We start from the raw sequence: 26131 nt of genomic DNA, 5'->3' as shown, positions 1-26131 counted from the left end.
TATTGGGCTGTATGCATCGTCGGTTTCATGCGAAGGATTGGGGGCAAATTTCGTGTCCACAGCAGCAGGATAAGCGCGCCCGCCATGGCCGATGAACGCCAGACCCGAACCGAGAAACTGGCGGCGGACCTCGCCTCTGCCATTCTGGACGGCACGCTGGAACCCGGCAGCCGTCTCGATGAGCACATGCTCGCCGAGCGTTATGGCACCTCGCGCACGCCGGTACGCGAGGCGCTGCGCCAGCTTGCGACCAGCGGCCTGATCGAGCTGCGCCCGCGCCGCGGCGCCGTGGTTACGCAGGTGACCTCCGAGCAGCTCGACACGTTGTTCGTCGCCATGGGCGAGCTGGAAGCCACCTGCGCCCGCCTCTCCGCGCTGAGCATGACGCCGATCGAGCGCCGCCGGCTCGACGCGCTGCACGAGAGCATGGGCGAGATGACCGCGCGCGGCGACGTCGCCGCCTACACGGCGAGCAACACGGTGTTCCACACCATGTTCTATGCCGGCGCGCATAATGTCGTGGTGTCGGAGATGACGATCGCGCTGCGTCGGCGCCTCGCCCCGTTCCGTCAGGCGCAGTTCCGTGCGCCGGGCCGCCTCGCCCGCTCGCATGCCGAGCACGGCGCGGTGGTGAAGGCGGTGCTGGGTGGCGATGCCGCCGGCGCCCATGCGGCCATGCTGCACCATGTCAGCCTGGTCGAGGACGCGTTCGACCAGCTCCAGCGCATCAGCGCGGTGTGAGCCTCGCGCGGGTGCGCCCCGACGTTGAGCGAGACACTTCAGGCCGAGATACTCCAGACGATGCGTAAGACACTGTACCGGCTGGCGCGCCTGCCCTTCGAGGTGCTGCTGGTCCCGCTCATCCTGCTCGACGAACTCGCCCGCCCGCTCTACCGGCCGTTCCTGCGCTGGGTCGGCTCCTGGCGCATCATGCAGCGTCTGGACCGCTGGATCGCGGCGCGCAACCGCCTGTTCATCCTCGTGATTCTGGCCATTCCCTTTGCCATCGCCGAGCCGCTGAAGGCGGTCGGCGTGGTCGTCATCGCGCGCGGGCATTTCAGGACCGGCGCGCTGATCATGGTGTTCGCCTATCTCATGAGCTTCGTGGTGGTGGAGCGCATCTACCATGCCGGCCGCGCCAAGCTGCTGACCTATCCATGGTTCGCATGGGCCATCGGCCTGATGGTGCAGGTGCGCGACTACATGCTGGAGCGGGTCCGGCGCACCTCGATCTGGCGGCTCGCCCTGCGCCTGCGCCGTGAGGCGGCGCTGGCCGGGGCACGGTTCCGCGCCTGGATCAAAGGCTGAGATCGAGCGACGGCGCCTCGCCCGCCGGCGGCTCCAACAGCTCCGGCCCCTCATTCCGCACCGAATTGAGCCGCGGCGAAACCGGGCGCATCGACAGGTCGTCCGGGCCGTAGGCGCGCAGCAGGTCGGCCGGAGCCTCCGCCTCCAGCCAGCGCCCGGCCTCGCTGTCCTCGACGATGACCGGCATGCGGTCGTGCAGCGGCGCCATGAAGGGCGAGGCCGCGCAGGTGAGAATGGTGAAGGTGCGCAGCCACTCCCCGCTTGCCGGATCCTTCCAGCCCTCCCACAGTCCGGCCAGCCAGATCGGCGCGCCGTCGGCGCGGGCGATCAGGAACGGCTGCTTGCCGCCGGCCGCACGGCGCCACTCGTAAAAGCCATCGACCGGAATGAGGCAGCGCCGCCCTGCCCGCCATGCCCCGCGAAACGAGGCGGTGGTAGCGACCGTCTCGGCGCGGGCGTTGAAGGTCCGGTTCGCGATCGAGCGGTCCTTGGCCCAGACCGGCACCAGCCCCCAGCGTAGCGCGCCGAACTCGGCCCGCGCGGTCTGCGGATTGCGGCGGACGACGAGAAAATCCTGCGTCGGCGCGCCGTTATAGCGCGGCGGCAGGTTGGGCACCGCCGCACCGCCCGGCGGGATGCGGAAATGCTCGGCATAGGCGGTGAGGTCGCGAGCCTGGAGAAGGCGTCCGCACATGTTCCGGCTCCCGGTTCGAGGCACCCCCACCCTTATGCCGCCGGTAGACGGGAACTTAAAGCCCGTCTCCCCGTTCCCTTACCGGAGTGCGCCACCGCCCGGCGGTGCCTCCTAAAGTAATGAAGGGGTTTGAGAATCATGAGTCGTCCGATTCTTGTGGGGCTGGTGGTCATTCTGGCCGTGGTTGCGGGCGTGTTCGCCTATCAGGCGTATCAGCGCGACCAGAATTCGTTGCAGATCGAGGTTGGCCCGCAGGGCGTGAAGGTCGATCCGCCGGGCTGAGGCGGCGCGTATCGGGCGGTCAGGTTCCGTTTGGATTCCAGGACATGATGGGTTACGCCGTTTGCATTCAAATCCGCTGATACGGTGCCGCCATGCAATTCGTCCTGACCGCCCACGACCGCCCGAACGCCCTTGCGCTGCGCCTTGAGGTGCGCCCGAGCCATCTCGACTATCTGCGCTCGCTGGGCACCGCGCTGGTGCTGGCCGGGCCGATGCTGGACGAGGAAGGCAAGCCCTGCGGTTCGGTCATCGTCTACGAGGCCGAGGATCGCGCCGCCGCGCAGGCCATGGTCGACGCCGATCCCTACAGCAAGGCGGACCTGTTCGGCAGCGTCGAGCTCAAGGGTTATCGCGTCGTGGTGAAGGACGGGGTGATGGGGGCCTGAGCGCCCTCGCCCGACACGCCGTCGCCAATGACGCGCTCGCCAAACCTGCTCGCGCCATGCGGGCGACGCATGCCACCCATTTCGTTTTTTCGGCTGGCCGAACGTAAGGAGCTTGGCGAGAGTGGTGCATCGCCGGATGGCGGAGTGCCGCCGGCTGCGGAGCTTCGCGCGATGAGCGTGCTGGACTTTGACCTGACATCGCTGAGCCTGTTCGCCCTGACGGGAGCGCTCGGCATGACCGCGGTGGTGATCGCGGTCGGCGGCCTGCGGTGCCGGCATGGCGGGAAATGCTAGCGTTGCCGTCCCCCGCCGGCCCTCACGACGGCACGACCGCCGCAAATTCGGGGTGCTGGCCCTGCCCAACCGGAGCCGAGAACTCGGTGCGCACGCGCGGCAGCGCGGCGGGATAGGCTTCCTGAAGGAAGGCGATCAGCTTCTCGCGCACCTCGCAGCGTATGTCGAAGGCCCGCCCGGCATTGGACGCGCTGACCAGAATGCGCACCTCCATGACGTTCTCGCGGAAATCGGTGACCTGCACGTTCACCACGCGCCGGTCCCAAAGCGGCGAGGCGTTGGCGATCTCCTCGACCTTGGCGCGCAGCACGCCGACCGGGACGCTGTAATCGAGATAGATCATCACTGTGCCGATCAGCGCCGAGCCCTCGCGGGTCCAGTTCTGGAACGGCTGCTCGATGAAATAGCTGAGCGGCAGGATCAGCCGGCGCCAGTCCCACAGCCGCACCACCACATAGGTCGAGGTGATTTCCTCGACATTGCCCCACTCGCCCTCCACCAGCAGGGCGTCGTCGATGCGGATCGGCTGGGTGACCGCGAGCTGGATGCCAGCGAGCAGGTTCTTGAGCACGGGCTGGAGCGCAAGGCCGACCACGATGCCGGCGGCCCCGGCCGAGGCGAGCAGGCTGACGCCGTATTGGCGCACCTGCTCGAACGACATCAGCACCGCCGACAGCCCCACGGTGAAGATGATCACCGACGCGACGCGGCGCAGGATGCGGGTCTGGGTGACGTGCTTGCGGGCGAGCAGATTGTCTTCAGCGTCGAGCTTGAAGCGCCGCAGATATACGGTGACCCAGATGTGCAGCGCGGTCTGGGCGAGCCAGGCGACCAGCGCGATGAAGCAGACCAGCAGGAATTGCTGGACGATCCCGGTCTCGGTCCAGGTCAGCGGGGCGACACCGGCCGCGATCCACATGCCGACGATCATGGCGGCGAGCCGTGTCGGACCCTCGGCCCGCGACACCAGCGAGCGCCAGAACAGGTCCATCCCGCCCACCGCGCGGGTCACGATCCTGAACGCCAGATTATGCAGCCACCGCGCCAGCAGCACGGCAATGACGAAAAGCGCCAGGCTCACCACCCAGCTCGGAACCCAAGGTAGCGCGCGCTCGATGCCATCGAGCGCCGTCTCGACATATTCCATCCACCCTCCGCCGGTTACCTGACGCTAACGGCCGGCATGCCGACGGGTTCCCGCGATGCAGCAAAAGCGGCGGCGGCCCCACTCATCGCCGCGCGCTGTCCCGCTCTCCCGCATCGGCGCGGCGGAGTAGCTGGTGAGGACCGAAGGCCCGGTGGCCCGTGCCGTCCTCAAGGAGAACAACTCGGCCAGCGTGCTCGGGCGGCGTATCGACGATCTGGAGAGGTGGCTGCCGGTCACGCGGCTATACCGGACCACGCGGCTGCCGAACTTGAGCGACGCGCGGGCGTGGCGGGGGCCGGGAAATGTGCCGGCTCCCCGCTCCTGCCTGCGCGGCCCGGCTGGCGAGGCTCCTCATACGGATCGATGTCGACGCGTCATGAAACCCCGCCCGGCTAGGCCCGGATCAGCCGGCGGCCTTCGGCACCGGCGTGTTGAGCAGCTGCTGCTCCCAGAGATACGCGATGCCGCTGCCGCCGGCGTGCTGCACAAACACCTCGGTCAGCTTGGCGGCGGTGTCGAGCCGGGCCCAGTCACGCTGCCACTCGGCGGCCACCGCCACCCACGTCATCATATTCGCGCCGGCCGCGATCATGCGCTGGATGGCGACCTCGTGGGCTTCGACGGAGACGCCGCCAGACGCATCGGTGACCACCGTCACGTCCCAGCCCTCGCCGAGAGCCTGGATCGTGGGCATGGCGACGCAGACCTCGGTCCACAGGCCGGCGATGACCAGCTGCTTGCGGCCGGTCGCCTTGACCACATCCACCACCTTCGGATCCTGCCAGGTGTTGATGAGGGTCCGGTCGATCACCTCCTGTCCGGGGAAGACCTCCGTGATCTGGGGGAAGAGCAGGCCGCCCCGCTCCGCGACCACGGTGGTCAGGATGGTCGGGACGCCGAAGGCCTTGGCCGCCTTCGCCAGACCCGCCGTATTGTTGATGACCATCTGCGGCTCGTGGCTGTTCAGGTTCGCGAGCTGGTAGGGCTGGTGGTCGATCAGAACGAGGACCGAGTCTTCGGGACGAAGAAGCGACGCGAGGCCGTTGCGAAAAGTCATTGCTGCGTCCTTTGCTGCCGATTGAGCGGCACTGGTTTTGCGGAAGGCATGCGCCGCGGGCGACGCGGGCCGGGCGCAATTTGCTGTTCCGTTAGGTGATGAGATAGTGCCATAGTCCGACACGCTGTGTCGCGAAAGGAGCAACGCTCTTGGACATCGAGGATCTGCAGACCTTCGTCACCGTTGCCGATGCCGGGGGCGTATCGGCCGCTGCGCGCCGTCTCGGCATCTCCAAGTCGATCGTTAGCCGGCGGCTGTTCCGGATCGAGGCGGAGCTCGGCGTCCAGCTGCTCTCACGAACCACCCGGGGCGCCGCGCTGACGGAAGCGGGGATCACGTTCCGCGATCATGCGGCCCGGGCCAGCACCGAGATCGAGACCGCGCGCGAGGCGATCCTCCCCGCCGGCGAGCTGCGTGGCCGACTGAGGATCGCCATGCCGCTGTCCTTCGGGCCGACCCACTTCGCTCCCGTGGTTGCCGAAATGGCGCAATGCCACCCGCAGCTCCACATCCACACCTCCTACACCGATCGGTTTGTCGATCTGATCGGCGAGGGTTTCGACTGCGCGATCCGGGTTGGCTACCTTCAGGACTCCAACCTGATCGCCAAGCGTGTCGGACCGATCTACGGCGCGCTCGTGGCCAGCCCCGCCTACATCAAGGCCCATGGTTCGCCCGAGACCGTCGAGCAGCTCGCCGACCACCAGGCCGTGATGCAAGGAACCGAAGCCTGGCAGTTCATGGACGGCGACAGGATCGTCACGGTCCAGCCGCAGGGCCGGTTCAAGGCCGACAATGCGACGGCGCTTGCCGCGGCGGCGGCGGCGGGGCTCGGCCTCGCCTGGCTCCCGGACTGCATCACCCACCCCTATGTGGCCTCCGGCGCGCTGGTTCCGGTGATGACGCGCTATCCCCCGCCATCGGCAGGTGCCTATGTCGTCCGCCCGCCCGGGCAGCATCCCGTGCGGAAGGTGCGCATCCTCACCGAGAGGCTGATCGCGTATTTCGCACGCAATCCGGAGGTGTGGGGGCTCGACCGCTGAACAGGAACGGCAGGGCTCATGGACGAATGGCGCCGGCCGCGCGTGGCGACGCGAAGCGCCGATCGGCGTGATGGCGCGTCCATGTTCCACTTATCGCGACACGCCGTGGCGGATGGCGGGGCTAGCCGAACCGGCGGCCGCCGGCCAGTCTGGAGCTTTGGGTGGACAGTGACCAGGGCTGACGGCAGCCCGGCAGAGGATGAGGCGCATGAGTTGGAATCCGGCAATCGAACCCGGCTGTCCCGATGAGGTCGGCCTCGACGCGATCGAGACGCTCATCGTGCCCCGCGCGCGCGATCTCGGCGGCTTCGAGGTCCGGCGCGCCCTGCCCGCGCCGAAGCGGCAGATGGTTGGCCCGTTCATCTTCTTCGATCAGGCCGGGCCGGCGGAGCTGCTCACCGGACAGGGCATCGACGTGCGGCCGCATCCCCATATCGGTCTCGGCACCGTGACCTATCTCTATCGCGGCGATTTCCATCACCGCGACAGCACCGGGGCCGACCAGATCATCCGTCCGGGCGAACTGAACTGGATGGTCGCCGGGCACGGCGTCTCCCATTCCGAGCGCACCTCGGCGGCCGCCCGCAGCGGCCCGAACAGCCTGTTCGGCATCCAGACCTGGCTCGCGCTGCCGGAGAGCAACGAGGATATGGCGCCGCTGTTCGAGCATCACGGCAAGGAGGCGCTGCCGGTCATCGAGGATGACGGCGTGTCGGTCCGGCTGATCCTCGGGAGCGCCTATGGCGAAACGGCCCCCGCGACCATGTACTCGGAGACGTTCTACGCCGACGTGACGCTGGATGCGCGCGCACGTCTGCCGATGCCGGATGGTCACGAGGACCGGGGCATCTACATCGTCGACGGCTCGATCTCGATCGCCGGACAGGAGTTCGAGGCGGGCCGGATGATGGTCTTCCGCCCCGGCGACCGGATCACGGTCGCGGCCGGCGACAGAGGCGCGCGTCTGATGATCCTCGGCGGCGCGACCCTTTCGGGTCCCCGCTACATCTGGTGGAATTTCGTCGCCTCGTCGCGCGAGCGCATCGAGGAGGCGAAGGCGGAATGGCGGGCACAGAACTGGGGCAAGGGCCGCTTCGATCTCCCGATCGATGACCGCGACGAGCACATTCCACTGCCGGACTGAGCGAGGCGCGCCGGACACGCGAAACGGTCACTCGGGATAGATTTCGCCCCGATCCGCCCCATCCATGTGAAACAGGATGAACACCAGGGGGTTGCCGGGCTCCGCCATCGCGTCGCTGCGCTGGCCCGTCACCTCGCCGGCGACGCCGCTGGTGTATTCGGCGACCACTTCGCCGAAGCTGTTACGCTGGATGGCGACTTTCTGGCCGGGCTCCACCCTGTCGTTGAGCCGGACCAGATGCTCGACAATGCCGCCTTCGGTGGCCAGTATCGGGAGGGCGCTGTTCCCCACGAAGACGCGCACGTCCTTGCCCGTGCGACCCATGGGGCCGGCGACGATGCCGTGATGCTTGAGGACATTCATCGTGCCCTCGACGAACAGCGCGATCATCTCGTGATCCAGCACCCGCGCCGCGCCGATCTCCGGGGTGAAGGCGGGGATGCCGACATCCATAAAGGCGTTGTGCAGGACGCCGGGATAGACGTGATTGTCGAAGATCTGGCCCACGGGATACAGCTCCAGCATGGCCTTGACCTCGGGCACATCCATGCCGCCGATGTTGAAGGCGGTGACCTCAAAGCCGGTGGTCCCGGTGTGGAAGTCGATGGCGGCATCGGCATTCGGCCGCAACAAGCGGTTGAACAGCAGCCCGGCATGACGGCTGGGGGCGGAAAGGCCGTTCTCATTGCCCGGCCATTCCCGGTTCATGTCGATCAGATCGGCTCCCCTGCCGGCATTGGGCCAGCGGCGCTGCATGCCTTCCATGGCGGGGCGGGAGACGTCCGTGACCGCCATGACCGTGCCCGACATCTGCGCCGGATCGAGCTGGTTCATCACCGACTGCACCGTGTGCACCGAACTCATCTCGTCGCCATGCACGCCGCTGACCAGCACGACGCGCTTGCCGGGCTTGGCGCCCCTGGCGACGATCACGGACACATACCAATGCTGTCCGCTGGGCATTTCGACGCCCTGGAAATACAGAAGATGCTTCCGCCCCGGCTCAAGGTCGCCAATGTCGAGCGCGCTGACGACCTTGCGCCCCTCGATGACGTCGCCGGTATAGACCGTCGCCGACGGCGCGCCCGGTGCGGGGCCGGCAGCGGGGGACGTCGAGCCTTGCGCGGCGGCGGGCCCGGCCTCGGCGACAAGACCGGTCGACGCGCCGATCATCGCCGCTGACGCGATCATGAAATCGCGGCGATCGAGGCGCTGGTTCGGCGTGTTCGACATGTGGTGATCCTTATCCGCAAGTTGCCCGCCCCCATGCATGCTTGCGCGCCAGCGGCGCCGAGCGCAATGCCGACATGGCCGGGTGCGCGGCGGATGAGAGGTGCCGGCCGGCGAGATGAGGCGCGAGGCTCGCCACGTCGCCAGCAATGCCGCAGCGCTTGACGGACATCGGCCCAGGCATGGAAGCCGCCCGCGAACCCTCCGCCGGGTTCATATCGCTGTCGGCCGAGCCGGGTTGGATAAGCTTGATCGTGATGTTGCGCGTCCGCGGCATTCACCGTTGGAGTGGTGATTTCGCCATGTGATCGGTCACGACGGTTATGAAGGCCCGCAGCCGCTGAAGGCGCCGGATGTCCCGGTGATAGCCCATCCAGATATCCCGTGAGGGGGCCTCTACCGGCAGATCGAGCTTGCGAAGACCAACGATCTGACTTCCGACCACTTGTGGCAGGACGGCGATGCCAATGCCCTGGCGGCTCATGCGGCCCTGCACGTTCCGATTGTTCGACCGCAGGAGCGGCTTCGCGTTTGGAAAGCTCTCGGTGAGCCAGGCAATATCCGGGAACTGGCCGGTCGACGTGTCGTGGGTGATGAGCCGGAAGCCGGCTCCATCGCCATAGACCGGCTCGGGCGAGCCTGCCGCGACATAGGCGCCATAGGGCAGACAGACCAGTCGTCGCTGTACGACATCGGGGTTGTCGAACGGGACGATCCGGAACGCGATGTCGGCCTCCCGCTGCGCGAGGCTGAACAGGCGGGTACCGGTGAGAATTTCCAGATCAACGTGCGGATAAGCCTTCGCATAATCGTCGATGATCGGCGGCAGGACATAGGCGCCGAACCAGTCGGCCGACGATATGCGCAAGGTGCCCTGAAGGGCCTGCTCCTGTCCGGCGAGACGCCGCTCGATGGCCAGAGCGCCATCCTCCATCTGCTCGGCCAGAGCGATGACGGCGTTGCCTTCTTCCGTCGGAACGAAACCGTCGGCCGTTCGCTGGAACAGCGTGTGGCCGGTGGCCTGTTCGAGTGCCCGAAGGCGGCGCCCGACCGTGGGATGGCTGAGATGAAGCGCGCGGGCGGCCGCGCCCAGCGTGCCGGTACGGGCTATGGCCAGAAAGATCCTGACGTCGCTCCACTCCATCGCCACACCCACAAAAATGAACGGATACTGTACAATACTGTCAGTTATCGAACAAATCCAATCACCTACATTCGCCTCATCCGGTTGGGCATGGCCGCGCGCCGGCCGCTTATGGCGTTGGCTTGTGTGGCGCTCGTTCCCAACGCCGAAGGAGGACATGATGAAAACCTGGCTGATCACAGGATGCTCGTCGGGCCTGGGCCGGCAGCTTGCCGAGGCCGTCGCCGCGCGAGGCGACCGCCTCATAGCCACCGCCCGCTCCATCGATAGCTTGCAGCCGCTGTGCGACCGCTATCCCGAGACGGTGCGCGCCATGGCGCTTGACGTCACCCGCCCCGGCGACGCCGCAAGGGCCGTTGCGCTGGCCGAAAGCGTGTTCGGGGGCCTGGACGTCCTCGTGAACAATGCCGGCTTCGGCTTCATCGGCGCGATCGAGGAGGCAGAGCCCGACGAATATCGCCCGATGTTCGAGGTGAACCTGTTCGGCCTGATCGAGACCACCCGCGCCGCCCTGCCGGCGCTGCGCAAACGTCCCGGCGCCCGCATCGTCAATCTCTCCTCCGGCGCCGGTATCGCCGGCTCGGCGGGTTTCGGTTTCTACAATGCGAGCAAGTTCGCCGTCGAAGGCCTGTCCGAAGCACTCGCACAGGAGCTTCGGCCGCTCGGCGTGCAGGTGATCATCGTCGAGCCCGGCCCCTTCCGCACCGAGTTTCTCGGCCGCTCGATGATGACCGCGGCGCGGGAGGTCCCCGCCTATGCCGAGACGGTGCCGGCAAGACGCCATTACCGCCAGACCAATAACGGCCGGCAGGCCGGCGACCCGGCCAAAGCCGTCGCGGTGATGCTGCAGGCCATCGATGCCGAGCATCCGCCGCTGCACCTCCCGATCGGGCCGCGCGCCCACGCGATAGCCGAGCAGAAGCTCGCCTCCTTCCGCGCCGACATGAGCGCCTGGCGCGACATCTCCATCGCGACCGATTTCGACACGCCTGACCAGGGTTCGGCAGTCGGCACCCGATAGCGCGGCCTGCATTGGCGGCCGCGACGTTTAGCTTCACGAACGGACATACAGCCATGAGAGCGACAACAGGTGACGCCGCGGCCCTTGCGGCGGCCGTGGTGCGAGACGGTGACGCCGCGTTCGAGCCGCGCCGCTGGACGATGTTCGTGATCCTGCTGGTTGGCGCGTTCCTGCCGCCGCTCGACTTCTTCATCGTCAATGTGGCGCTTCCCTCCATCCGGGGAGAACTGGGCGCCTCCTCTTCTGCCGAGCAGCTCGTCATTGCTTCCTATGCCGCGCTCTATGCCGTGACGCTGACCACCGGTGGGCGGCTTGGCGATCTGTTTGGTCGCGGCCGTGTGTTCTTTCTCGGCCTGATCGGCTTTGCCGCCGCCTCGACGCTGTGCGGCTTCGCCTGGTCGCCCTGGGTGCTGATCGCCGGGCGCACATTGCAGGGCGTAACGGCGGCCGTCATGGCGCCCCAGGCGCTCGCCTCGGTGCAGGCGATTTTCCCGGAGCGGGAGAAGCCGATCGCCCTCAGCATCTATGGTGCGGTGTTCGGCCTGGCCGCGGTGGTCGGGCAGGCCTTGGGCGGCGTCCTGATCGCGCTGGATATTCTGGGGCTGGGATGGCGGGCGATCTTTTTGATCAACCTGCCCGTGGCGATGCTCGTCCTGCTGTTCGGCCTTCCTCTGCTGAAAGAGACACGCGCGCGCGATGCACGCCGGCTGGATCTCGGCGGGATGGCGTTGTCGATGCTGACGCTCGGCGCGCTGCTCGTGCCGCTGATCGAGGGGCGCGAAGCCGGGTGGCCGCTCTGGTCCTGGCTGTCGTTGGCCGGGGCGCCGCTGCTGGCGTGGCTGTTCTGGCGTTATGAGACCCGGCTGGCACGAGCGGGCGGAGCGCCCCTGCTCGACCCGCGCGCCTTGCAGGCACCGGGACTGGGCCACGCGCTGCTGATCGCGCTGTTGTTCTACTCGATCGGCAGCTTTTTCCAGCTGTTCTCTATCTATCTGCAGGACGCGCTGCGTGTGACGGCGCTGCAGGCCGGCCTCGTCTTCCTGCCGTTTGGCGCCGGATTCCTGCTCGGGCCGCTGTCGACGCCCCTGCTCCGACGGTTATTCGGCGCCTATGTCAATCCGATCGGCATGGGGCTGGAGGTTGTCGGGCTCCTGGGTCTCGCCGGGCTTATCGCGGCGACACTGACCGGCCTGCATCCCGCACCGATGCCGCTTGCCACCCTGCTGTTCGTCGTCGGTTTTGGCCAAGGGCTCGCGCTGCCGACCCTGATGGCGATGGTGACGGGCCGCGTCGCTCCGGTCTTTTCCGGCATGATCGCCGGGATCGCCTCCTCGACTCTCCAGGTCAGCACCGCGCTCAGCGTCGCGGTTATCGGCGGAATCTTTTACGAGGTGCAGGGCGCGCGAAGCGACCCGGCCGCCATCACGCAGGCGCTTATCGTCGCCGTCCTTTGCATCGCCTTCTGTCTCACGGGCGGCGTGGCCCTGAGCCTCACCCTGGTCCGCCGGGCGCCTCCTCCGCATAACGAGGCGGAGGCTCGGGTTTGAGGGACGCGTGGCATCGGCCACGCCGGCTTGAGAGACCGCCACGGCCAAGACTAGAAGTATTCCAATCTATGAGTCTGCAACAATTATAATGTATTTCGGACGGCTTAACTTCAAAAGGTCTGCATGGTAGCTGTCTCGTCTCAACGGAGGCCAGAGGGACCGCGCCGGTTTCATGCAGTCAGATCTGTCGTTTGTCTTTTCAACGCACGAGGCGGAGCTGCGGAGTTATCTGCGGTGTCGGCTCGGCGATGGACATACCGCCAATGATCTGGTGCAGGACACGTTCGTAAACGTGCTGGAGCGCCCGGAAGCGCATATCTACAACATCCGCGCCTATCTCTATGCGATCGCGCGAAATCTCCTCCTCAATCATCGCAAGCAGGAGGCCCGGCGCCGCACCGATACCGTCGCGCCGGAAGCTTTCGCCGAGCTGGCGGCCGACCAGCCCTCGCCGGAGGATGTGGTCGATTCTCGTCTCCAGCTCGAACGCGTCCATGCACTCGTTCAGGAATTGCCGCTCCGCACGCAGGAAATCTTCGTGCTGAACCGGCTCGACGGCCTCACCCATGCCGAGGTAGCGAAGCACCTGCGGATTTCCGAAAGCTCGGTGCAGAAGCATCTCGCTGTCGCCATCGCGCATTTGACCCGCCGCCTGCGCGCGCGCTGAGACCGTATCGCCGCGCATGCGATCGCTGATTACTATGTCCCCCGCGCTCAGTTGTCTTATAGGGGGATGGTACCGAACTGCGGGTGTGCGGAAGTGAGCACTGTCGACGATCGCGACGATGAGATCGGCATGCGCGCCGCCGAATGGGTGGCGCGTCTCGACGGCTCGCCATTGGCCGACAACGAGAAACGCGCGCTGCGTTGCTGGCTTGAGGACGATCCGGACCACCGCGCGGCGTTCGAGGAGGCGGCCTCCACCTGGCGGGACCTCTCGCAGCTTCGGCTGGATCCGGGTCCGTTGCGGGGACTGACTCCGGTACGGCGGCGGACGTCCCCGGCCCGGCGCGCTATCCGGATCGGCGCCTTCATCGGGCTTCTGCTGCTCGGCACCGGATTCGCGCGCTATTATTTCGGCGACCTGTGGCTGCTGGCGACGGCGGACTATCGCACCTCGCCCGGTGAAGTGCGCACGGTCACGCTGGCCGATGGCAGTTCGGTCGAACTGGGCCCGGCGAGCGCCATTGCCATCGACTTCAACGATACCGAGCGGCGGGTGAAGTTCCTCGCCGGTGAAGTGTTCTTCTCGGCCATGCCGCGCGATGCGCGCGAGCCCCGCCCGTTTGTGGTCGAAGCCGCCGGCGGCACGACCACGGCGCTCGGCACGCAGTTCGCGATCGAGGAAGAAGGCAACGGCGCCGAAGTTCTCGCCATCGAACATCAGGTCACCGTGGCGTTCCAGCGGGGCACGGAAACGCAGGACGTCGTGCTCTCGCCGGGCGAGCAGGTGCGCTATGCGCCCGAAAGCGGCATGGGGCGCGTGCGCACCCGCGATATCGACGCGGCGACCGCCTGGCGCCGCGGACTGCTGGTCTTCGATGGCACGCGGCTGCGTCATGTCGTCGAGACGCTGAACCGCTACCAGCACAGCCACATCGTCATCCTCGACGATACGCTCGCCGAGCGACGGGTCAGCGGCGTGCTCGCCACCAACGATCTGCATGACGCTATCGACACCATCACCGCCGAGCTCGGCATCAGGGCGCGATCTATTTATCCATTAATCACAGTGCTTTACTAGGCACTGTCGATTTTTCAATTTTCCGTTACTGACTCCGGCGCCCCAGTTGTCTTCCTTCCTGCGAACTGCCGCGCATCGCCGCCCGGCGGTTCCTCCGCAAGCTGGAAGGAACAAAGCATCATGACGACCCGGGGACATCTCTGCACATCGCGCCTGCGCCGGCACTATCTCGGCGGTGCTGCGGCAAGGGCCCTGGTCGTCGGTCTGGCAGTCGCGGGAATTGCCCTGTCCGGGGCGGCCGCGCACGCGCAGAGCGCGACGGTCGCCGCGCCGGCACAGATCGCGTTCAACATCCCGGCGCAGGACCTCAACGGCGCCATCCTTTCATTCGCGCAGAAGGCCGGCGTGCGGGTGTTCTATGACACCGCGAAGTTCGGCGGGCGGCGCTCCTCGGCCGTTTCCGGGACGCTCAGCGCGCCGGCAGCGCTGGACGCGCTGTTATCCGGCACCGGCCTGACCTATCGCTTCACGGCGCCCAACCGGGTGACCATCGAGGATCCGGCGGCGTTGGTTACCTCCGGGGACGACGGCGGCACCATCGCTCTCGACACCATATCGGTCGAAGGCGAAGGCAGCGGCACCGTCGGCTATGTCGCCAATCGCAGCACCGTCGGCACCAAGACCGACACGCCGCTGATCGAGACGCCGCAGTCGATTTCGGTCGTCACCCGGCAGGAACTCGATGATCGCAACGTGCAGACGCTGACGCAGGCGGTCGCCTATACGCCCGGCGTGCGCACCGGCCAGAGCGGCTATGACCCGCGCTTCGACGTGTTCACCATCCGCGGCTTCGACACCACCTATAACGGCATCTACCGCGACGGCCTGCGCTGGCCGGGCGCCAACATGGCGGTGTTCAAGATCGAGCCCTATGGCGTGGAGAGCGTGACCGTGCTGCGCGGGCCGAGTTCGGCTCTGTACGGTCTCGGCTCGCCGGGCGGGCTCGTCGATGTCACCTCAAAGCGCCCGACCGAGGAGGCCTTCGGCGAGGTCGAGGTGCAGGGCGGCAATTACGACTGGTGGCAGGGCCAGTTCGACGTGGGCGGCCCGATCGACGAAGACGGCCATTTTCTCTACCGCCTGACAGGCCTGCTGCGCGACGCCGGTTCGCCGAACACGCTGGGGGGCGGCGTCAACGATATGACGTTCATCGCCCCGGCGCTGACCTGGAAGCCGAACGACCAGACCCGGATCACCTTCCTCGGCGAATATCAGGAATCCGAGACCCCGGCCTCCCTGCCCTTTTATCAGTGGCAGGGTGCCGGCGGCAGCTTCAGCCGGGCGCCCGGCGACTATAACAGCCAGCCGCAGGAGCAGTACCGCATCGGCTATCTCGCCGAGCACGAGTTCAACGACATCTTCACCGTCCGGCAGAATTTGCGCTACGGCCATGCCGACACCAAGGTGCGCTATACCAGCGTCTATGACACCGACCCGGTGACCAACATCGCGACCCGCGGCACCGGCTATGTCGATGACAAGCTCGATTCCTTCTCGATCGACAACCAGTTGCAGGCCGACTTCGTCACAGGCCCGGTCACGCATAAGCTGCTGGTCGGGCTCGATTATACCTATCTTGCGCTCGACGGCGGCATCGGCTTCGGAACGGCGGCGGACTTCAATTTCAACATTGGCCAGCCGCTCGGCCCGACTTTCGATCCCGCCTTGAACTATGCGCGCTATCAGCAGACGCAGAACCAGACCGGGCTCTATGTGCAGGAACAGGCGACCTTCGACCGCTGGATCCTGACCCTGACCGGCCGCTACGACTGGGTCGAGTCCAAGGATGACGACCTGCTCGCCTCTACCACGGAGAACACCGACGACAACCAGTTCACCGGCCGCGCGGGCCTGACCTATCTCTTCGACAATGGCATCGCGCCCTATGTCAGCTACGCGACCTCTTTCGCGCCCACGCTCGGGGTCGACATCAACGGCAATGCCTTCGCCCCGACCACGGCGAGGCAGATCGAGGCCGGCGTGAAATATGTGCCGCCGGGCTTCGACGGCTATTTCACCGCCTCGGTGTTCCAGATCAACCAGGAGAACGGGCTCGCCACCGACGACACCAACCCGCTCTTCCAGGTGCAGACCGGCGAGGTGCGGGCGCGCGGGTTCGAACTGGAAGCGGTCGCCAATTTCGGCGCCGGCTGGCGCGTTCGCGGCGCCTATTCCTATCTCGACCTGACCAATGTTTCCGGCGATGCCGAGACGATCGGCCTGTCGCCCTCGGGGCAACCGGAGAACGCCTTTTCCATCTGGGCGGACTATCAGTTCCAGGAGGGAAGCAAGCTCGCGGGCCTCGGCGTCGGGGCGGGTGTGCGCTACACCGGCGCCACCTGGGGCGACTCGCTCAACACCTTCCAGAACAGCGCCTATACGCTGGTCGACGCCAAGCTGAGCTATGATTTCAGCTATCTCGCCGCAACGCTCAAGGGCTGGAGCCTGCAGGTCAACGCGCAGAACCTGCTCGACGAGGAATATATCACCTGTGACGCCGGCTATTGCTACATGGGCGCCCCGCGCACCGTCATCGCCGGGCTGAAGTATCGCTGGTGAGCGCGCCAGCACCGCTTTCCCGTCGCGCGCTTCTGTGCGGCGGGCTTGCCGCCGGGGCACTCGCCCTCCCCCAATCCGGCCGCACTGCGGCCGGGCGCGGACGCCCGCGCGTCGTGGCGCTGGATTTCGGCCTCGCCGAGACGCTGATCGAAATGGGCCTCCCGCCGATCGCGGTTCCCGATCCGCAGACGTGGGCGGACTGGGTGGTCGAGCCGCCCCTGCCGGCGGACATCGTCAATCTCGGCACGGATCGCGAGCCGAACCTCGAACTGCTTGCCGCGCTCCGGCCGGACCTCATCGTGACCACACCGTTTCTCGGCGACATCACCCCCGTGCTGGAGCGCCTGGCGCCGACGCGGACGTTTTCCGTGTACGCGCCACCGCCGGGCCATCTCTTTGACCGCAGCGTCACCGCCACCCGCGAACTCGCGGCCCTGGTCGACCGGGAGAGCGCCGGCGAGGCGCTCATCACCCGCGCGCATATGTTGATGGAGGAGATCCGCGCACATATCGCGGCCGTCGACCTCACTGGCCACTCCCTGCTGATCGTCCAGTTTCTGGATGCCCGGCACGTCCGCGTCTTCGGTCGGGGCAGCCTGTTCGGCGACGTCCTCGATCGCTGCGGCCTCCGCAATGGCTGGACGCGGCCAAGCAACTATTGGGGGTTCAGCACCGTCGGCATCGAGGAACTGTCGCAAAGCCCGACGAGCAGCCTCGTCTATCTCGAACCGATCGCGCCCGATACGCTGGCAACACTCGCGGCCAGCCCGCTCTGGAACAGCCTGCCCTTCGTCAAGACCGGGCGCATCTACCGCCTGCCGCCCGCGCTGATGTTCGGAATGGTGCCTTCGGCCATGCGCTTCGCACGCCAGCTCTCCCGCGTGCTCGGTGGAGGGCCGTCACATGGGTGACGTCGCCGTGTCCATGTCGGGCAGCACGCACCCGCCGCTGCGCCCGTTCGGGCTGGTTCTGCTGCTGGGCGTCCCGGCGCTGCTGGCCGGTCTCGTCAACCTGTCGATGCAATTGCCGCCCGGGCAATGGTGGCACGCGCTCATCCAGCCGGACGCGACAGACATCGCCGAACTGCTGGTGCTGTACAGTTTCGCGCCGCGCCTTGTGGTCAGCCTGCTGGCCGGCGCCGCGCTGGGCCTGGCCGGTGCCCTTTTGCAGCAGGTGCTGCGCAATCCCATTGCCTCTCCAACCACACTCGGCATCGAGGCGGGCGCAAACCTTGCTCTCGGCGCAACGCTGGTCTTCGCGCCCGTGCTCATCGGTTTCGGGCGCGAATGGGTGGCGCTCGGCGGCGGCCTTCTGACCGTTACGCTGGTGCTGCTGCTGTCGCGCCGCAGCGGGCTGGCGCCGCTGGTGGTCATTCTTGCCGGCATGGTCACGGGCCTTGTCTGCGCGGCGCTGGCCGCGCTCCTCACGCTGTTCAACAGTCACTATCTCGCGGGATTGTTTCTGTGGGGGGCCGGCTCGCTGAGCCAGCAGGACTGGGCGGTGCCAAGGGAGCTTGCGCCGCGCCTCGCCCTGATGGGTGCGGCAGCGCTGCTGCTGCTGCGCCCGCTGGCGCTGCTCGGTCTTGAGGATGGCGCGGCCCGCAGCCTCGGGCTTTCGCTCAAGGTCTCCCGCTTCACCGCTTTGGCGGTAGCCGTGGCGCTGACCGGATCGGTGGTCGCCTCGGTCGGCAGCTTCGGCTTTGTCGGCCTCGCCGCTCCCATGCTGGCCCGTCTTGGCGGGGCCCGGCGGCTCGGCACGCGGCTTCTCGTGGCGACGCTGCTCGGGGCCGCCCTGCTCTGCCTCACCGACCAGATGGTGATACTGCTCTCCAGCTCTTCCGGGATGCTGCTGCCGACCGGCGCGGTCACGGCGATGCTGGGCGGGCCGTTGCTGCTGTGGATGCTGCCCCGGCTTAATCTGCCACCGCACACGGCCTCCGGCCTTATCGCTCCCACGGCAGGGACCGGCCGCCCCTTCATGTGTCTCGGCGTGCTGGCGGTCGTGCTGGTGATAGCCGCCGTGCTTTCGGCGAGCCTTGGACCGGGTCTGGAAGGCTGGAGCATCGCCGCGCCGGGCGATCCGGTCTGGTCGCTCCGTTTGCCGCGCATTCTGGCGGCAATCGCGGGGGGTACATTGCTCGCCGTGGCGGGTGGGATCCTCCAGCGCGTCACCGGGAATCCGTTGGCGAGCCCGGAGGTGCTGGGCGTGAGCGCCGGTGCCGCCGGCGGGCTCGTGGTGGCGCTGTTCGTCTTCGACACCATTGACCGCTCCGGTCAGACGCTCGCCGCCATGGCCGGAGCGTCACTGGCTCTGGTCGTGATCCTGGCCCTCGCCCGTGCCTCGAAAGGCTCCCCCGAACGGGTGATCCTCGCCGGCATCGCCATCGGCGCACTGCTGGACTCGCTGGTCAGCATCCTGATGGCGAGCGGCGATCCGCGCGCCATGCGGCTGTTCAACTGGATGACCGGCTCGACCTACGGTATCGATGCCGCATCGGCCGCCAGCAGCCTCGCCGCCGCCGGCCTCGTGCTCGCCGCGCTGCCATTGGTCGCTCGCTGGCTCGAAATCCTGCCTCTGGGCGATGCGTCGGCGCGCGCGCTCGGCATCTCCTCGCTCCGGAGCCGCTCGCTGCTGCTCGCTTTGGCCGCGATCACAACCGCTCTGGCGACGCTGCTGGTCGGGCCGCTGTCCTTCGTCGGGTTGATCGCACCGCCGCTCGCGCGTCTCGTCGGTCTGCGGCGTCCGCTGCCGGAACTGTTCGGTGCCGCGCTGCTCGGCAGCGTGATCATGGCGGTGGCCGACTTCATCGGGCGCTCCATCGCCTTTCCCTGGCAGTTGCCGGCCGGTCTCGTCGCGTCGGCGATTGGCGCGCCCGTCTTCCTATGGCTCCTCACACGCAAGAAGACCTGATGATTGCCGCTCTGATTCCCCAAACCACGGTGTTCGATTTTTCGCCGGGTGACGGCTCCTCCACCTGGCGCATCTTCCTCTTTTGCCCGGCCGGCGAGCCGCCGGCGCAGGGTTGGCCGGTGCTCTACTACACCGATGCCAACGCGATCGCCGGGACGGCGGCGGACACGATGCGGGTGCAGGCGGAATGGCCGCTCGGCACCGGCATCGAGTGGGGCGTGATGGTCGGCATCGGCTATCCCGTCGACAATGCCTATGACGGTGTGCGCCGCTCATGGGATCTCGGCCCGCCGCCCGGCAAGACCTATCCGCCCTTTACACCCGACGGGCCGGATGTGCGCACGGGCGGGGCAGACGAGTTCCTCGCCTTCATCGAAGGCCAGCTAAAGCCGGAGATCGCCCGCCGCGTCGCGGTCGATGCCACCCGGCAGGCCATTCTCGGACATTCCTTCGGTGGATTGTTCGTGCTGCACGCGCTGTTTCGCCGTCCCACCGCCTTTTCGCGCTGGATTTCCGCCAGCCCCGCCATCTGGTGGGAGGGGGGCGGCATCGTCGACGCGGCCGAGACGTTCGTCGCCGACCGGCAGGCGCATGGCGGCCGGGTGATGCTGCTGGCGGGCGAATATGAGCAGGCACTGGCGCCGTTCCAGATCGGCGCCGCGGACGAGGAGAAACGGCTCGCCAGCTTCAAGGAAAGCCGCATCGTCGACCATACGCGGGAGATGGCGGAACGCCTCGCACAGGTCCCGGAACTGACCACCGAATACGTCTTCCTGCCCGGCGAGACCCATATGTCGGTGCTGCCCGCGATGGTCAATCTCGCGATCCGCTTTGCCTTTGGGCGGGATACCGCATGACCACACCATCCACCGGCACACTGTTCGAGCTGACCGACACGCATGTCAGCGTCGAGGGCCGCACATTGCTGCACCCGCTCAGCCTGACGGTGCCTTCGGGCAAGGTGGTCGGGCTGATCGGCCATAATGGCTCAGGCAAATCCACCCTGCTGAAGCTGCTCGGCCGGCAGCTGGATGCGAGCGGGGGGGATGTCCGGCTTGAGGGACGCCCGCTTGCTGACTGGAGCAACCGCGCCTTCGCCCGTCGCGTCGCCTATCTGCCGCAGACCACGCCAGCGACAGGCGGCATGACCGGGCGCGAACTCATCGCGCTGGGCCGCTATCCCTGGCACGGCGCGCTCGGCCGCATCACGGCGGAGGATCGCCGCAAGATCGCCGAGGCCATCGAGCTGACCGATACCGCGCCCTTCGCGGATCGGCTGGTCGACACGCTGTCGGGCGGCGAACGCCAACGCGTGTGGATCGCCATGCTGGTGGCGCAGGGGGCACATTGCCTTCTGCTCGACGAGCCGACATCGGCCCTCGATATCGCGCATCAGCTTGAGGTGCTGGAACTGGTGCGCTCGCTCTGCCGCGAACGCGGGACGGGCGTCGTCGTGGTGTTGCACGACGTGAACATGGCGGCCCGCTATTGCGACGACATCATCGCACTGCATGGCGGCCGAATGATCGCACGCGGCACGCCGGCGGACATCGTCACGCCGCACACGCTCCGCGAGATCTACGGCATCGAGATGGAAGTGATCCGCCAGGAAAACGGGCGGCAGGTTTCCGTGCCACGCCTTTAAGTCAAACGACCTGAGCCCGCGCAGAGCAGATGACGCGGGAGGTCGGGGGCGTGAGGCATCCGTTTTATCTGCGATCTATATTCCTGTGCGGCGTGGGGCAGCCCCAGGCCGCATTCGGATTGAGGGCGTGAGTCGAAGCGGAATTGTTGGAATACCTGCAGGTTTATCATGTCGCTTATCTTAATGTCGTATTATCTTCAAGTAGTCAGGATCAAGCCGATATCAGAACTATCTGCGGTAGATGCCCGATGGGCGTCTGGTACATGTGAATCCCTCGCTCTGCTTTAGAATGTAGGGCACGGTAGGGTCTACATAAGCGCAAAGGAACTGGATCGGGTAGCTGCACAGATTGTAAATGCTGTAGTAATTTGATTCCTGCGCCACTTTTACGCAGCTGCCTGCAGGAACCCGTGCAGCGGACGCTCCCCTACCACCCGGTGATGCCTGCCGGTTCGCGTTGCGGCGTGCGTCCTCCGCTCTCCTGCGTTCGCCGGCGACGGCGTCCTGTTGGCGCTGAAGGCTCGCCCGGCCCTGCTGGACCTGAGTGAGTGCCGCCATTCTTTGCTCGCGCAGGACGGACGCATCGAGGCCCGGCTCGCGGGCGATATCCGCGCCTGCCCTCACGCCCTCGCCCCCGGACAGCGGCGCGGCCAAGGCCTCGCCCACATCCATCGACCAGAACGGCTCGGTCAGCGTGCCATTGGCGCGGTCCTCGGCGAGTTCGGTGAGGTATTGCGCGCGGCTACCCTCGACCGCGCTCTCGCCGCCAAAGGGCAGCTGGCCGTCCATCGCGGCGGTGCGCGCCGCCTGCTGGAACGGCTCCTCGATCTGCTGCCGCACCTGCTGGTCGAGGGGATAGGGGGATCTGCGCGAATAGGGCCCGCTCGCCGGTGTGTCCGGATTTCGCTTCTGGTGCTCCGCCGCCTCGACCGCGGTGAGGCTCGCCTCCAGCATGGCGAGGGTCTGCTGCTGGATGGATTGCAACACGCGGGTGCCTTCGAGAGTGAAGGCATTGGAGAGGTGAAGCGCGCCGCCATGGGCCAGTACCGGGATGCCGGCAACCTGCGCGGCAGCCATGCCGCCGATCATCGCGCCGCGCTGGGCCTGCGCTGCCGGACGGAATGCCGGAGAGACGCCGCCCGGCGTGACGGCCCGCGCCGCCGCGGCCCGCATCAGGGCGGCCTGTTCCTCCCGTGCCTGCGCTTCCTGGCGCTGGCGCTCCCGCTCCCGCTGCTCGCGCTCCACCTCGCGGAGCTGGTGCACGCGCAACCGCGCGAGGCAGGCGTCCCGGATCGCTCTCATGCGGTTGTCGAGTTCGCAGCGCTGCTGCTCCAGCGCCGCGCAGTCCCGTGACCCGCCCCAACCGCAGACCGGGACGCGAATCCAGTTCGCGCCGCTCGCGGTTCGCAGGCAGCGCTGGATGCTGCTGCTAAGTTCGTTGCGCTGGCTCGAAAAGACGTAGTTGCCGGAGTGGATGTTGCAGTCGGACGTGGTGCGCGGGTCGTTATAGTCCGCGAGGCCCGGCGTGGCGGAGAGTATCAGCAGCAGGGCCGCGAGGCAGAGCCATGGGCGCATGGTCTTCACCTGTGTTCTCGGCATGAGGCGGCGGCTCCCTCTGGCTAGGGGACGGCGGCGGAGGGCTGGATCGGCTGGTTCTTCTGCGCAATCCGCAGCTTGTGGAATTCCTTGGGCGCCGGCCCGGACGGCGTGCCGGTCTCGGCGATCGAAAGCGTCGTGCTGTCGGGCTCGCGGATGACCGTGAGCGTGCGGTCGAGAAACGGCACTCTCAATATCCGCCGGACGCGCGTGACATCGACCGTCTGGATCAGCGCCGCTTCGACATAGTCCTCGCCGGGAAAGCGATAGGCGTAATAGAAGGCGCCCGCGAAACCATCCAGCGCCTTGTTGCGCATATAGCCCACGGGCAGGCGGCCATTCACCTCGCCGATTATCAGCACGGTTTCGCCATAGCCCGGCCCGGCCTTCTCCTCGCGGGTCCCGCCGGTGCCCCGGCGCGCGGCCTGTTCGCCGCGGTCGGCGAGCACTTTCTCCAGCGGCGCCACATAGGCCAGCAGCGCGGCCAGCGTCTCCTCACCCGGCGTCCCGTCGATGGCGCCGCGATACAGGCCGGTGTCCCGCAGCACCTTCTGCGCCTCCCTCCAGCCCTCGCCATCGGAGGCGATGCCGAAGGGCAGATCATATTCCAGCACCGGCAGGAAGCGTGGGGGATCCGCGCCGGGAAAATGAGCATCGATGAAGCGCGGATCATAGCCGATGTTGCGGGCGATCCGCCGGTAGCGCTGGCGCTGATCATCGGTCAGTTCACCCTGAACTCCCGAGGACTGAAGCGCTCTCAAGGTAGCGGCGACGCGCCCGGTGTCGCCACCGCCCTCGCCGACCAGCGCGGCCGTGATCGCGTCCATCGCTCCGGCCTCGGTGGCGGCCGTGCGCGCCTTCCGCGACGGGTCGGCGATATCGCGGGCCAGACGCTCGACGATGGCGGCATGTCCCCCCAAGGCCGCAAGCATCACGGCGGACCAGCCATTGGCCGCGCGCGCGTCGGCCGCCGCACCCTGCGCGATGGCTTGGTCGACCGCCTCGACGTCGCCGAACTCGCTGGCGAACAGCAGCAGGCGGTTGGCGGCGTCTGGCGGCATGGGCGCCGCTGCCCGGCCAGGACCTTCGCCAAATCCTGAAAGGCCCGCTATCTCGGCAAGGGCGGCGGGCGACATGCCATCCTCCGCCACGCTATCGAGGCGCGCGCCGAGATCCTTCAGCGCCAGCGCATTGTCGATGCGCCGCTCCTCCAGCGCGCGCATGAGCGGCGTGTAGCCCTGCGCGTCTTCGCGATCGACTTCACCGCCCATGCGATGCAGGAGCCGGAGGGTTTCGGGCGTTCCCATGCGTGCGGCCAGCGTGACCAGCTCCGGGCCCGAGGGGCCGAGATCTGTCACACGCAGGCCGCGCTGCGCAAAGGTGGCAAGTGCGGTCTCGTCATGGCTGCGAATGGCGAGCTGGATCGCGATCAGCTCCGGTCTGGCGGTATCGTCGGCGCGCGCTTCCACGCCCGACATCGCCAACAGCATCGCCAGCGCGAAGAGTGTACGTCTCATCGGCGTTCCCCGTCATCGCGCCACCAATGTAAACGCACAGGCGCAACTGTCAGCCCTAAAGCTGCGGTTACGGCAACGGGGCGGCATATCGGGGATGTGGCTGCAGGCGAGGATGGAGAGCCGCGTGGGGGCGTGTGATACGGCTGCATGAGCCGGCGCATACGGAACGTACACGAATGGGTCGCACTATCGAGACGTTGCACGGTGACGGAGAGGACTGAATGAGCGTTTCGCTGGGGCGTCTCTTTTTGATCGCGAAGGAACTATGTGTTGTCGCCTGTCTCTACCTGGCGCTCATGGTGCTTCCGGCGCTTTATCTCGTCGATGCGGTCTGGAACGGCGGCCGGCTCGTAAGCATCGCGTGGCCATGAGAGGTGACTGAACACGCGGCCAGTTCACCGTCACTCGATTGCCTCGCGTCCGGATAGGTGGCGTCAAAACCACGCGTAGCGCTGGATGCACGTTTGGCATCGGTCGCGTTCGCGCCAGTCCACCCACGCCGTGACGCCGCCGCCCCACGGCACGACGCGACCGTTCCCGGAAGGGCGGGCGCTGGGGCATTAGCCAGTTGCACCGGCCGCTGAACCACCGCACCCACATCGGCGATGGCGCGCATTTCGCTCGCAAGGCGAGCGAGCGCAGGCGCATGGACGGCGGCGGCTATCGGCGCGAAGGAAGTCCGCATCATCGGAAAGAAGGGGAGACTGCTCAGAACGCTCGCAGCCGTCTCAGGAGGGAATCGGCGGCAATAGGCGCGCCCAGTCTGGGATTGAAATGGCGGAGACGGAGGGATTCGAACCCTCGAGGCCCTTTTGGGGGCCTGCTCATTTAGCAAACGAGTGCCTTCAGCCTCTCGGCCACGTCTCCAGCCCGCCCGCCGGGCGCCTTTATGTCGGGCGCCGGGATGGGGCGGCGCCCTGTCTAGGTTTCCAACGCCCCACGGTCAAGGGCCATCGTGAAGTGATGCACCGCCAGCGCGCGCGCCGGGCCTCAACTGCGGGCACGCTGGCCGAACAGGACCTTCTGCGCATCCTTGTCGGTGGCGAGGTCGGTGCGGTTGCGATCCTCCGCATTCACGGCGAGGCCGCGCTTGACCGCAGGGCGCGCGAGCATGCGCTCCAGCCAGCGCGCCATATGGGGAAACTCGGCGATGTCCTGCCCCTGCCGCTCCCAGAGCTTGGCCCAGCCCAGAATCGCCATGTCGGCGATGGAATAGCTGCCGGCGACGAAATCGCGATCGGCCAGCCGCTTGTTGAGCACGCCGTAGAGCCGGTGCGTCTCGTTGGTGTAGCGGTCAATGGCGTAGGCAATCTTCTCGGGCGCGTAGATGCGGAAATGGTGGGTCTGCCCGGCCATCGGCCCCAGCCCCGCCATCTGCCAGAACAGCCACTGGTCGACCTCCACGCGGCCGCGCTCGTCGGCGGGGTAGAACAGCCCGGTCTTGCGCCCGAGATATTGCAGGATCGCACCCGACTCGAACACCGAGATCGGTTCGCCGTCCGGCCCGTCGGGGTCGAGGATCGCGGGAATCTTGTTGTTGGGCGAGAGCGCCAGGAATTCCGGGCGGAACTGCTCGCCCTTGGCGATGTTCACCGGAATCACCTCATAGGGCAGCCCGCACTCCTCCAGCATGATGCTGATCTTCCAGCCATTGGGGGTCGGCCAGTAATAGAGCTGGATCGGTCGCGTCTGAAGCTGGGCCATGTCGGGTGTACCCCTCCGCCGTTTTGCCGCTTTTGGGCCATCGTGCCACCAGAACTAGGACTCTCCGGCGGCGCTGGCAAGCAGAACCGGAACGCCGCGCATCGGGGCCGAAACCTTGAAATTTCCAGCATTCGATGAACACCTCTCCTATGGTTACTT

At 67.0% G+C, this 26131-nt stretch carries 25 protein-coding genes and 1 tRNA gene; 17 read left to right on the top strand and 9 right to left on the bottom strand.

Going from position 1 to position 26131, the window contains the following annotated elements; all coding sequences use genetic code 11:
• The first annotated feature begins 84 nt into the window (after positions 1-84).
• On the top strand, positions 85-741 hold the full coding sequence (locus MKI84_RS01315) for a GntR family transcriptional regulator (protein WP_241616168.1): 657 nt from the start codon (positions 85-87) through the stop codon (positions 739-741).
• Positions 742-801: 60 nt separating this feature from the next.
• Positions 802-1308: a hypothetical protein gene (locus MKI84_RS01310; protein WP_241616167.1), complete on the top strand. Its 507-nt coding sequence runs from the start codon at positions 802-804 to the stop codon at positions 1306-1308.
• Here the strand turns inward: MKI84_RS01310 and MKI84_RS01305 are convergent.
• Positions 1298-2002, bottom strand: coding sequence for an SOS response-associated peptidase (locus MKI84_RS01305; protein ID WP_241616166.1), 705 nt, complete (start codon positions 2000-2002; stop codon positions 1298-1300). The genes MKI84_RS01310 and MKI84_RS01305 overlap by 11 nt on opposite strands.
• Positions 2003-2140: 138 nt before the next feature.
• Between MKI84_RS01305 and MKI84_RS01300 the strand changes: the two genes are divergently transcribed.
• From MKI84_RS01300 to MKI84_RS20600, 3 genes are all read left to right on the top strand, one after another.
• The gene (locus MKI84_RS01300) at positions 2141-2284 is read left to right on the top strand and encodes a hypothetical protein (RefSeq protein ID WP_241616165.1); all 144 of its coding nucleotides are present in this window, start codon (positions 2141-2143) and stop codon (positions 2282-2284) included.
• 92 nt (positions 2285-2376) lie between these two features.
• On the top strand, positions 2377-2670 hold the full coding sequence (locus tag MKI84_RS01295) for a YciI family protein (protein WP_241616164.1): 294 nt from the start codon (positions 2377-2379) through the stop codon (positions 2668-2670).
• 171 nt (positions 2671-2841) lie between these two features.
• A complete protein-coding gene (locus MKI84_RS20600; protein ID WP_281063179.1) occupies positions 2842-2964 on the top strand; it encodes a hypothetical protein in 123 nt (40 codons plus the stop codon).
• Between the two features lie 22 nt (positions 2965-2986).
• On the opposite strand, the gene MKI84_RS01290 is transcribed toward MKI84_RS20600, so the two are convergent.
• Together MKI84_RS01290 and MKI84_RS01285 are read right to left on the bottom strand one after the other, a co-directional pair.
• Complete coding sequence (locus MKI84_RS01290) at positions 2987-4111, bottom strand: mechanosensitive ion channel family protein (protein ID WP_241616163.1); 1125 nt, start codon at positions 4109-4111, stop codon at positions 2987-2989.
• 403 nt (positions 4112-4514) lie between these two features.
• Positions 4515-5168: a hydrolase gene (locus tag MKI84_RS01285; RefSeq protein WP_241616162.1), complete on the bottom strand. Its 654-nt coding sequence runs from the start codon at positions 5166-5168 to the stop codon at positions 4515-4517.
• Between the two features lie 149 nt (positions 5169-5317).
• Between MKI84_RS01285 and MKI84_RS01280 the strand changes: the two genes are divergently transcribed.
• Together MKI84_RS01280 and MKI84_RS01275 are read left to right on the top strand one after the other, a co-directional pair.
• Positions 5318-6211, top strand: coding sequence for a LysR family transcriptional regulator (locus MKI84_RS01280; protein ID WP_241616161.1), 894 nt, complete (start codon positions 5318-5320; stop codon positions 6209-6211).
• A gap of 208 nt (positions 6212-6419) precedes the next feature.
• Positions 6420-7355 (top strand): pirin family protein, encoded by a 936-nt coding sequence (locus MKI84_RS01275; protein ID WP_241616160.1) that lies wholly within the window; start codon positions 6420-6422, stop codon positions 7353-7355.
• Between the two features lie 27 nt (positions 7356-7382).
• Here the strand turns inward: MKI84_RS01275 and MKI84_RS01270 are convergent, their stop codons facing one another.
• Both MKI84_RS01270 and MKI84_RS01265 read right to left on the bottom strand, forming a co-directional pair.
• Positions 7383-8588, bottom strand: a complete 1206-nt coding sequence (locus MKI84_RS01270) for a M14 family metallopeptidase (protein WP_241616159.1) — start codon at positions 8586-8588, stop codon at positions 7383-7385.
• A gap of 274 nt (positions 8589-8862) precedes the next feature.
• A complete protein-coding gene (locus MKI84_RS01265; RefSeq protein WP_241616504.1) occupies positions 8863-9729 on the bottom strand; it encodes a LysR family transcriptional regulator in 867 nt (288 codons plus the stop codon).
• 160 nt (positions 9730-9889) lie between these two features.
• Between MKI84_RS01265 and MKI84_RS01260 the strand changes: the two genes are divergently transcribed.
• From MKI84_RS01260 to MKI84_RS01220, 9 genes are all read left to right on the top strand, one after another.
• Positions 9890-10750 carry an oxidoreductase gene (locus MKI84_RS01260; RefSeq protein ID WP_241616158.1) on the top strand — a complete coding sequence of 287 codons (861 nt, stop codon included), beginning with the start codon at positions 9890-9892 and terminating at the stop codon, positions 10748-10750.
• A gap of 53 nt (positions 10751-10803) precedes the next feature.
• Complete coding sequence (locus MKI84_RS01255; protein ID WP_281063185.1) at positions 10804-12297, top strand: MFS transporter; 1494 nt, start codon at positions 10804-10806, stop codon at positions 12295-12297.
• Between the two features lie 172 nt (positions 12298-12469).
• Positions 12470-12964: an RNA polymerase sigma factor gene (locus tag MKI84_RS01250; protein ID WP_241616156.1), complete on the top strand. Its 495-nt coding sequence runs from the start codon at positions 12470-12472 to the stop codon at positions 12962-12964.
• 93 nt (positions 12965-13057) lie between these two features.
• Complete coding sequence (locus MKI84_RS01245) at positions 13058-14041, top strand: FecR family protein (RefSeq protein WP_241616155.1); 984 nt, start codon at positions 13058-13060, stop codon at positions 14039-14041.
• A 120-nt stretch (positions 14042-14161) separates the two neighbouring features.
• Positions 14162-16600, top strand: coding sequence for a TonB-dependent siderophore receptor (locus tag MKI84_RS01240; protein WP_241616154.1), 2439 nt, complete (start codon positions 14162-14164; stop codon positions 16598-16600).
• Complete coding sequence (locus MKI84_RS01235) at positions 16597-17511, top strand: iron-siderophore ABC transporter substrate-binding protein (protein WP_241616153.1); 915 nt, start codon at positions 16597-16599, stop codon at positions 17509-17511. The genes MKI84_RS01240 and MKI84_RS01235 overlap by 4 nt, the downstream gene beginning before the upstream one ends.
• Entirely contained in the window at positions 17504-19510 is a 2007-nt protein-coding gene (gene fhuB / locus MKI84_RS01230; RefSeq protein WP_241616152.1) for a Fe(3+)-hydroxamate ABC transporter permease FhuB, read from the top strand. Before MKI84_RS01235 ends, fhuB begins: the two co-directional genes overlap by 8 nt.
• On the top strand, positions 19510-20367 hold the full coding sequence (locus MKI84_RS01225; protein ID WP_241616151.1) for an alpha/beta hydrolase: 858 nt from the start codon (positions 19510-19512) through the stop codon (positions 20365-20367). Before fhuB ends, MKI84_RS01225 begins: the two co-directional genes overlap by 1 nt.
• The gene (locus MKI84_RS01220) at positions 20364-21155 is read left to right on the top strand and encodes an ATP-binding cassette domain-containing protein (RefSeq protein WP_241616150.1); all 792 of its coding nucleotides are present in this window, start codon (positions 20364-20366) and stop codon (positions 21153-21155) included. The genes MKI84_RS01225 and MKI84_RS01220 overlap by 4 nt, the downstream gene beginning before the upstream one ends.
• 228 nt (positions 21156-21383) lie before the next feature.
• On the opposite strand, the gene MKI84_RS01215 is transcribed toward MKI84_RS01220, so the two are convergent.
• Together MKI84_RS01215 and MKI84_RS01210 are read right to left on the bottom strand one after the other, a co-directional pair.
• Positions 21384-22754 (bottom strand): hypothetical protein, encoded by a 1371-nt coding sequence (locus MKI84_RS01215; RefSeq protein ID WP_241616149.1) that lies wholly within the window; start codon positions 22752-22754, stop codon positions 21384-21386.
• Between the two features lie 20 nt (positions 22755-22774).
• Complete coding sequence (locus tag MKI84_RS01210; RefSeq protein WP_241616148.1) at positions 22775-24268, bottom strand: ankyrin repeat domain-containing protein; 1494 nt, start codon at positions 24266-24268, stop codon at positions 22775-22777.
• Between the two features lie 221 nt (positions 24269-24489).
• On the opposite strand from MKI84_RS01210, the gene MKI84_RS01205 reads away from it, so the two are divergent.
• On the top strand, positions 24490-24639 hold the full coding sequence (locus MKI84_RS01205; protein ID WP_241616147.1) for a hypothetical protein: 150 nt from the start codon (positions 24490-24492) through the stop codon (positions 24637-24639).
• A 404-nt stretch (positions 24640-25043) separates the two neighbouring features.
• On the opposite strand, the gene MKI84_RS01200 is transcribed toward MKI84_RS01205, so the two are convergent.
• Positions 25044-25135 (bottom strand) — tRNA-Ser (locus MKI84_RS01200).
• A 123-nt stretch (positions 25136-25258) separates the two neighbouring features.
• Positions 25259-25972 carry a glutathione S-transferase N-terminal domain-containing protein gene (locus MKI84_RS01195; protein WP_241616146.1) on the bottom strand — a complete coding sequence of 238 codons (714 nt, stop codon included), beginning with the start codon at positions 25970-25972 and terminating at the stop codon, positions 25259-25261.
• Positions 25973-26131: the final 159 nt, after the last annotated feature.

The sequence above is a fragment of the Ancylobacter gelatini genome (genome assembly GCF_022601675.1).
GTDB classification, from domain to species: domain Bacteria; phylum Pseudomonadota; class Alphaproteobacteria; order Rhizobiales; family Xanthobacteraceae; genus Ancylobacter; species Ancylobacter gelatini.
Note: the sequence above shows the minus strand (reverse complement) of the source record. Positions and strands in the feature narration are given on the sequence as shown.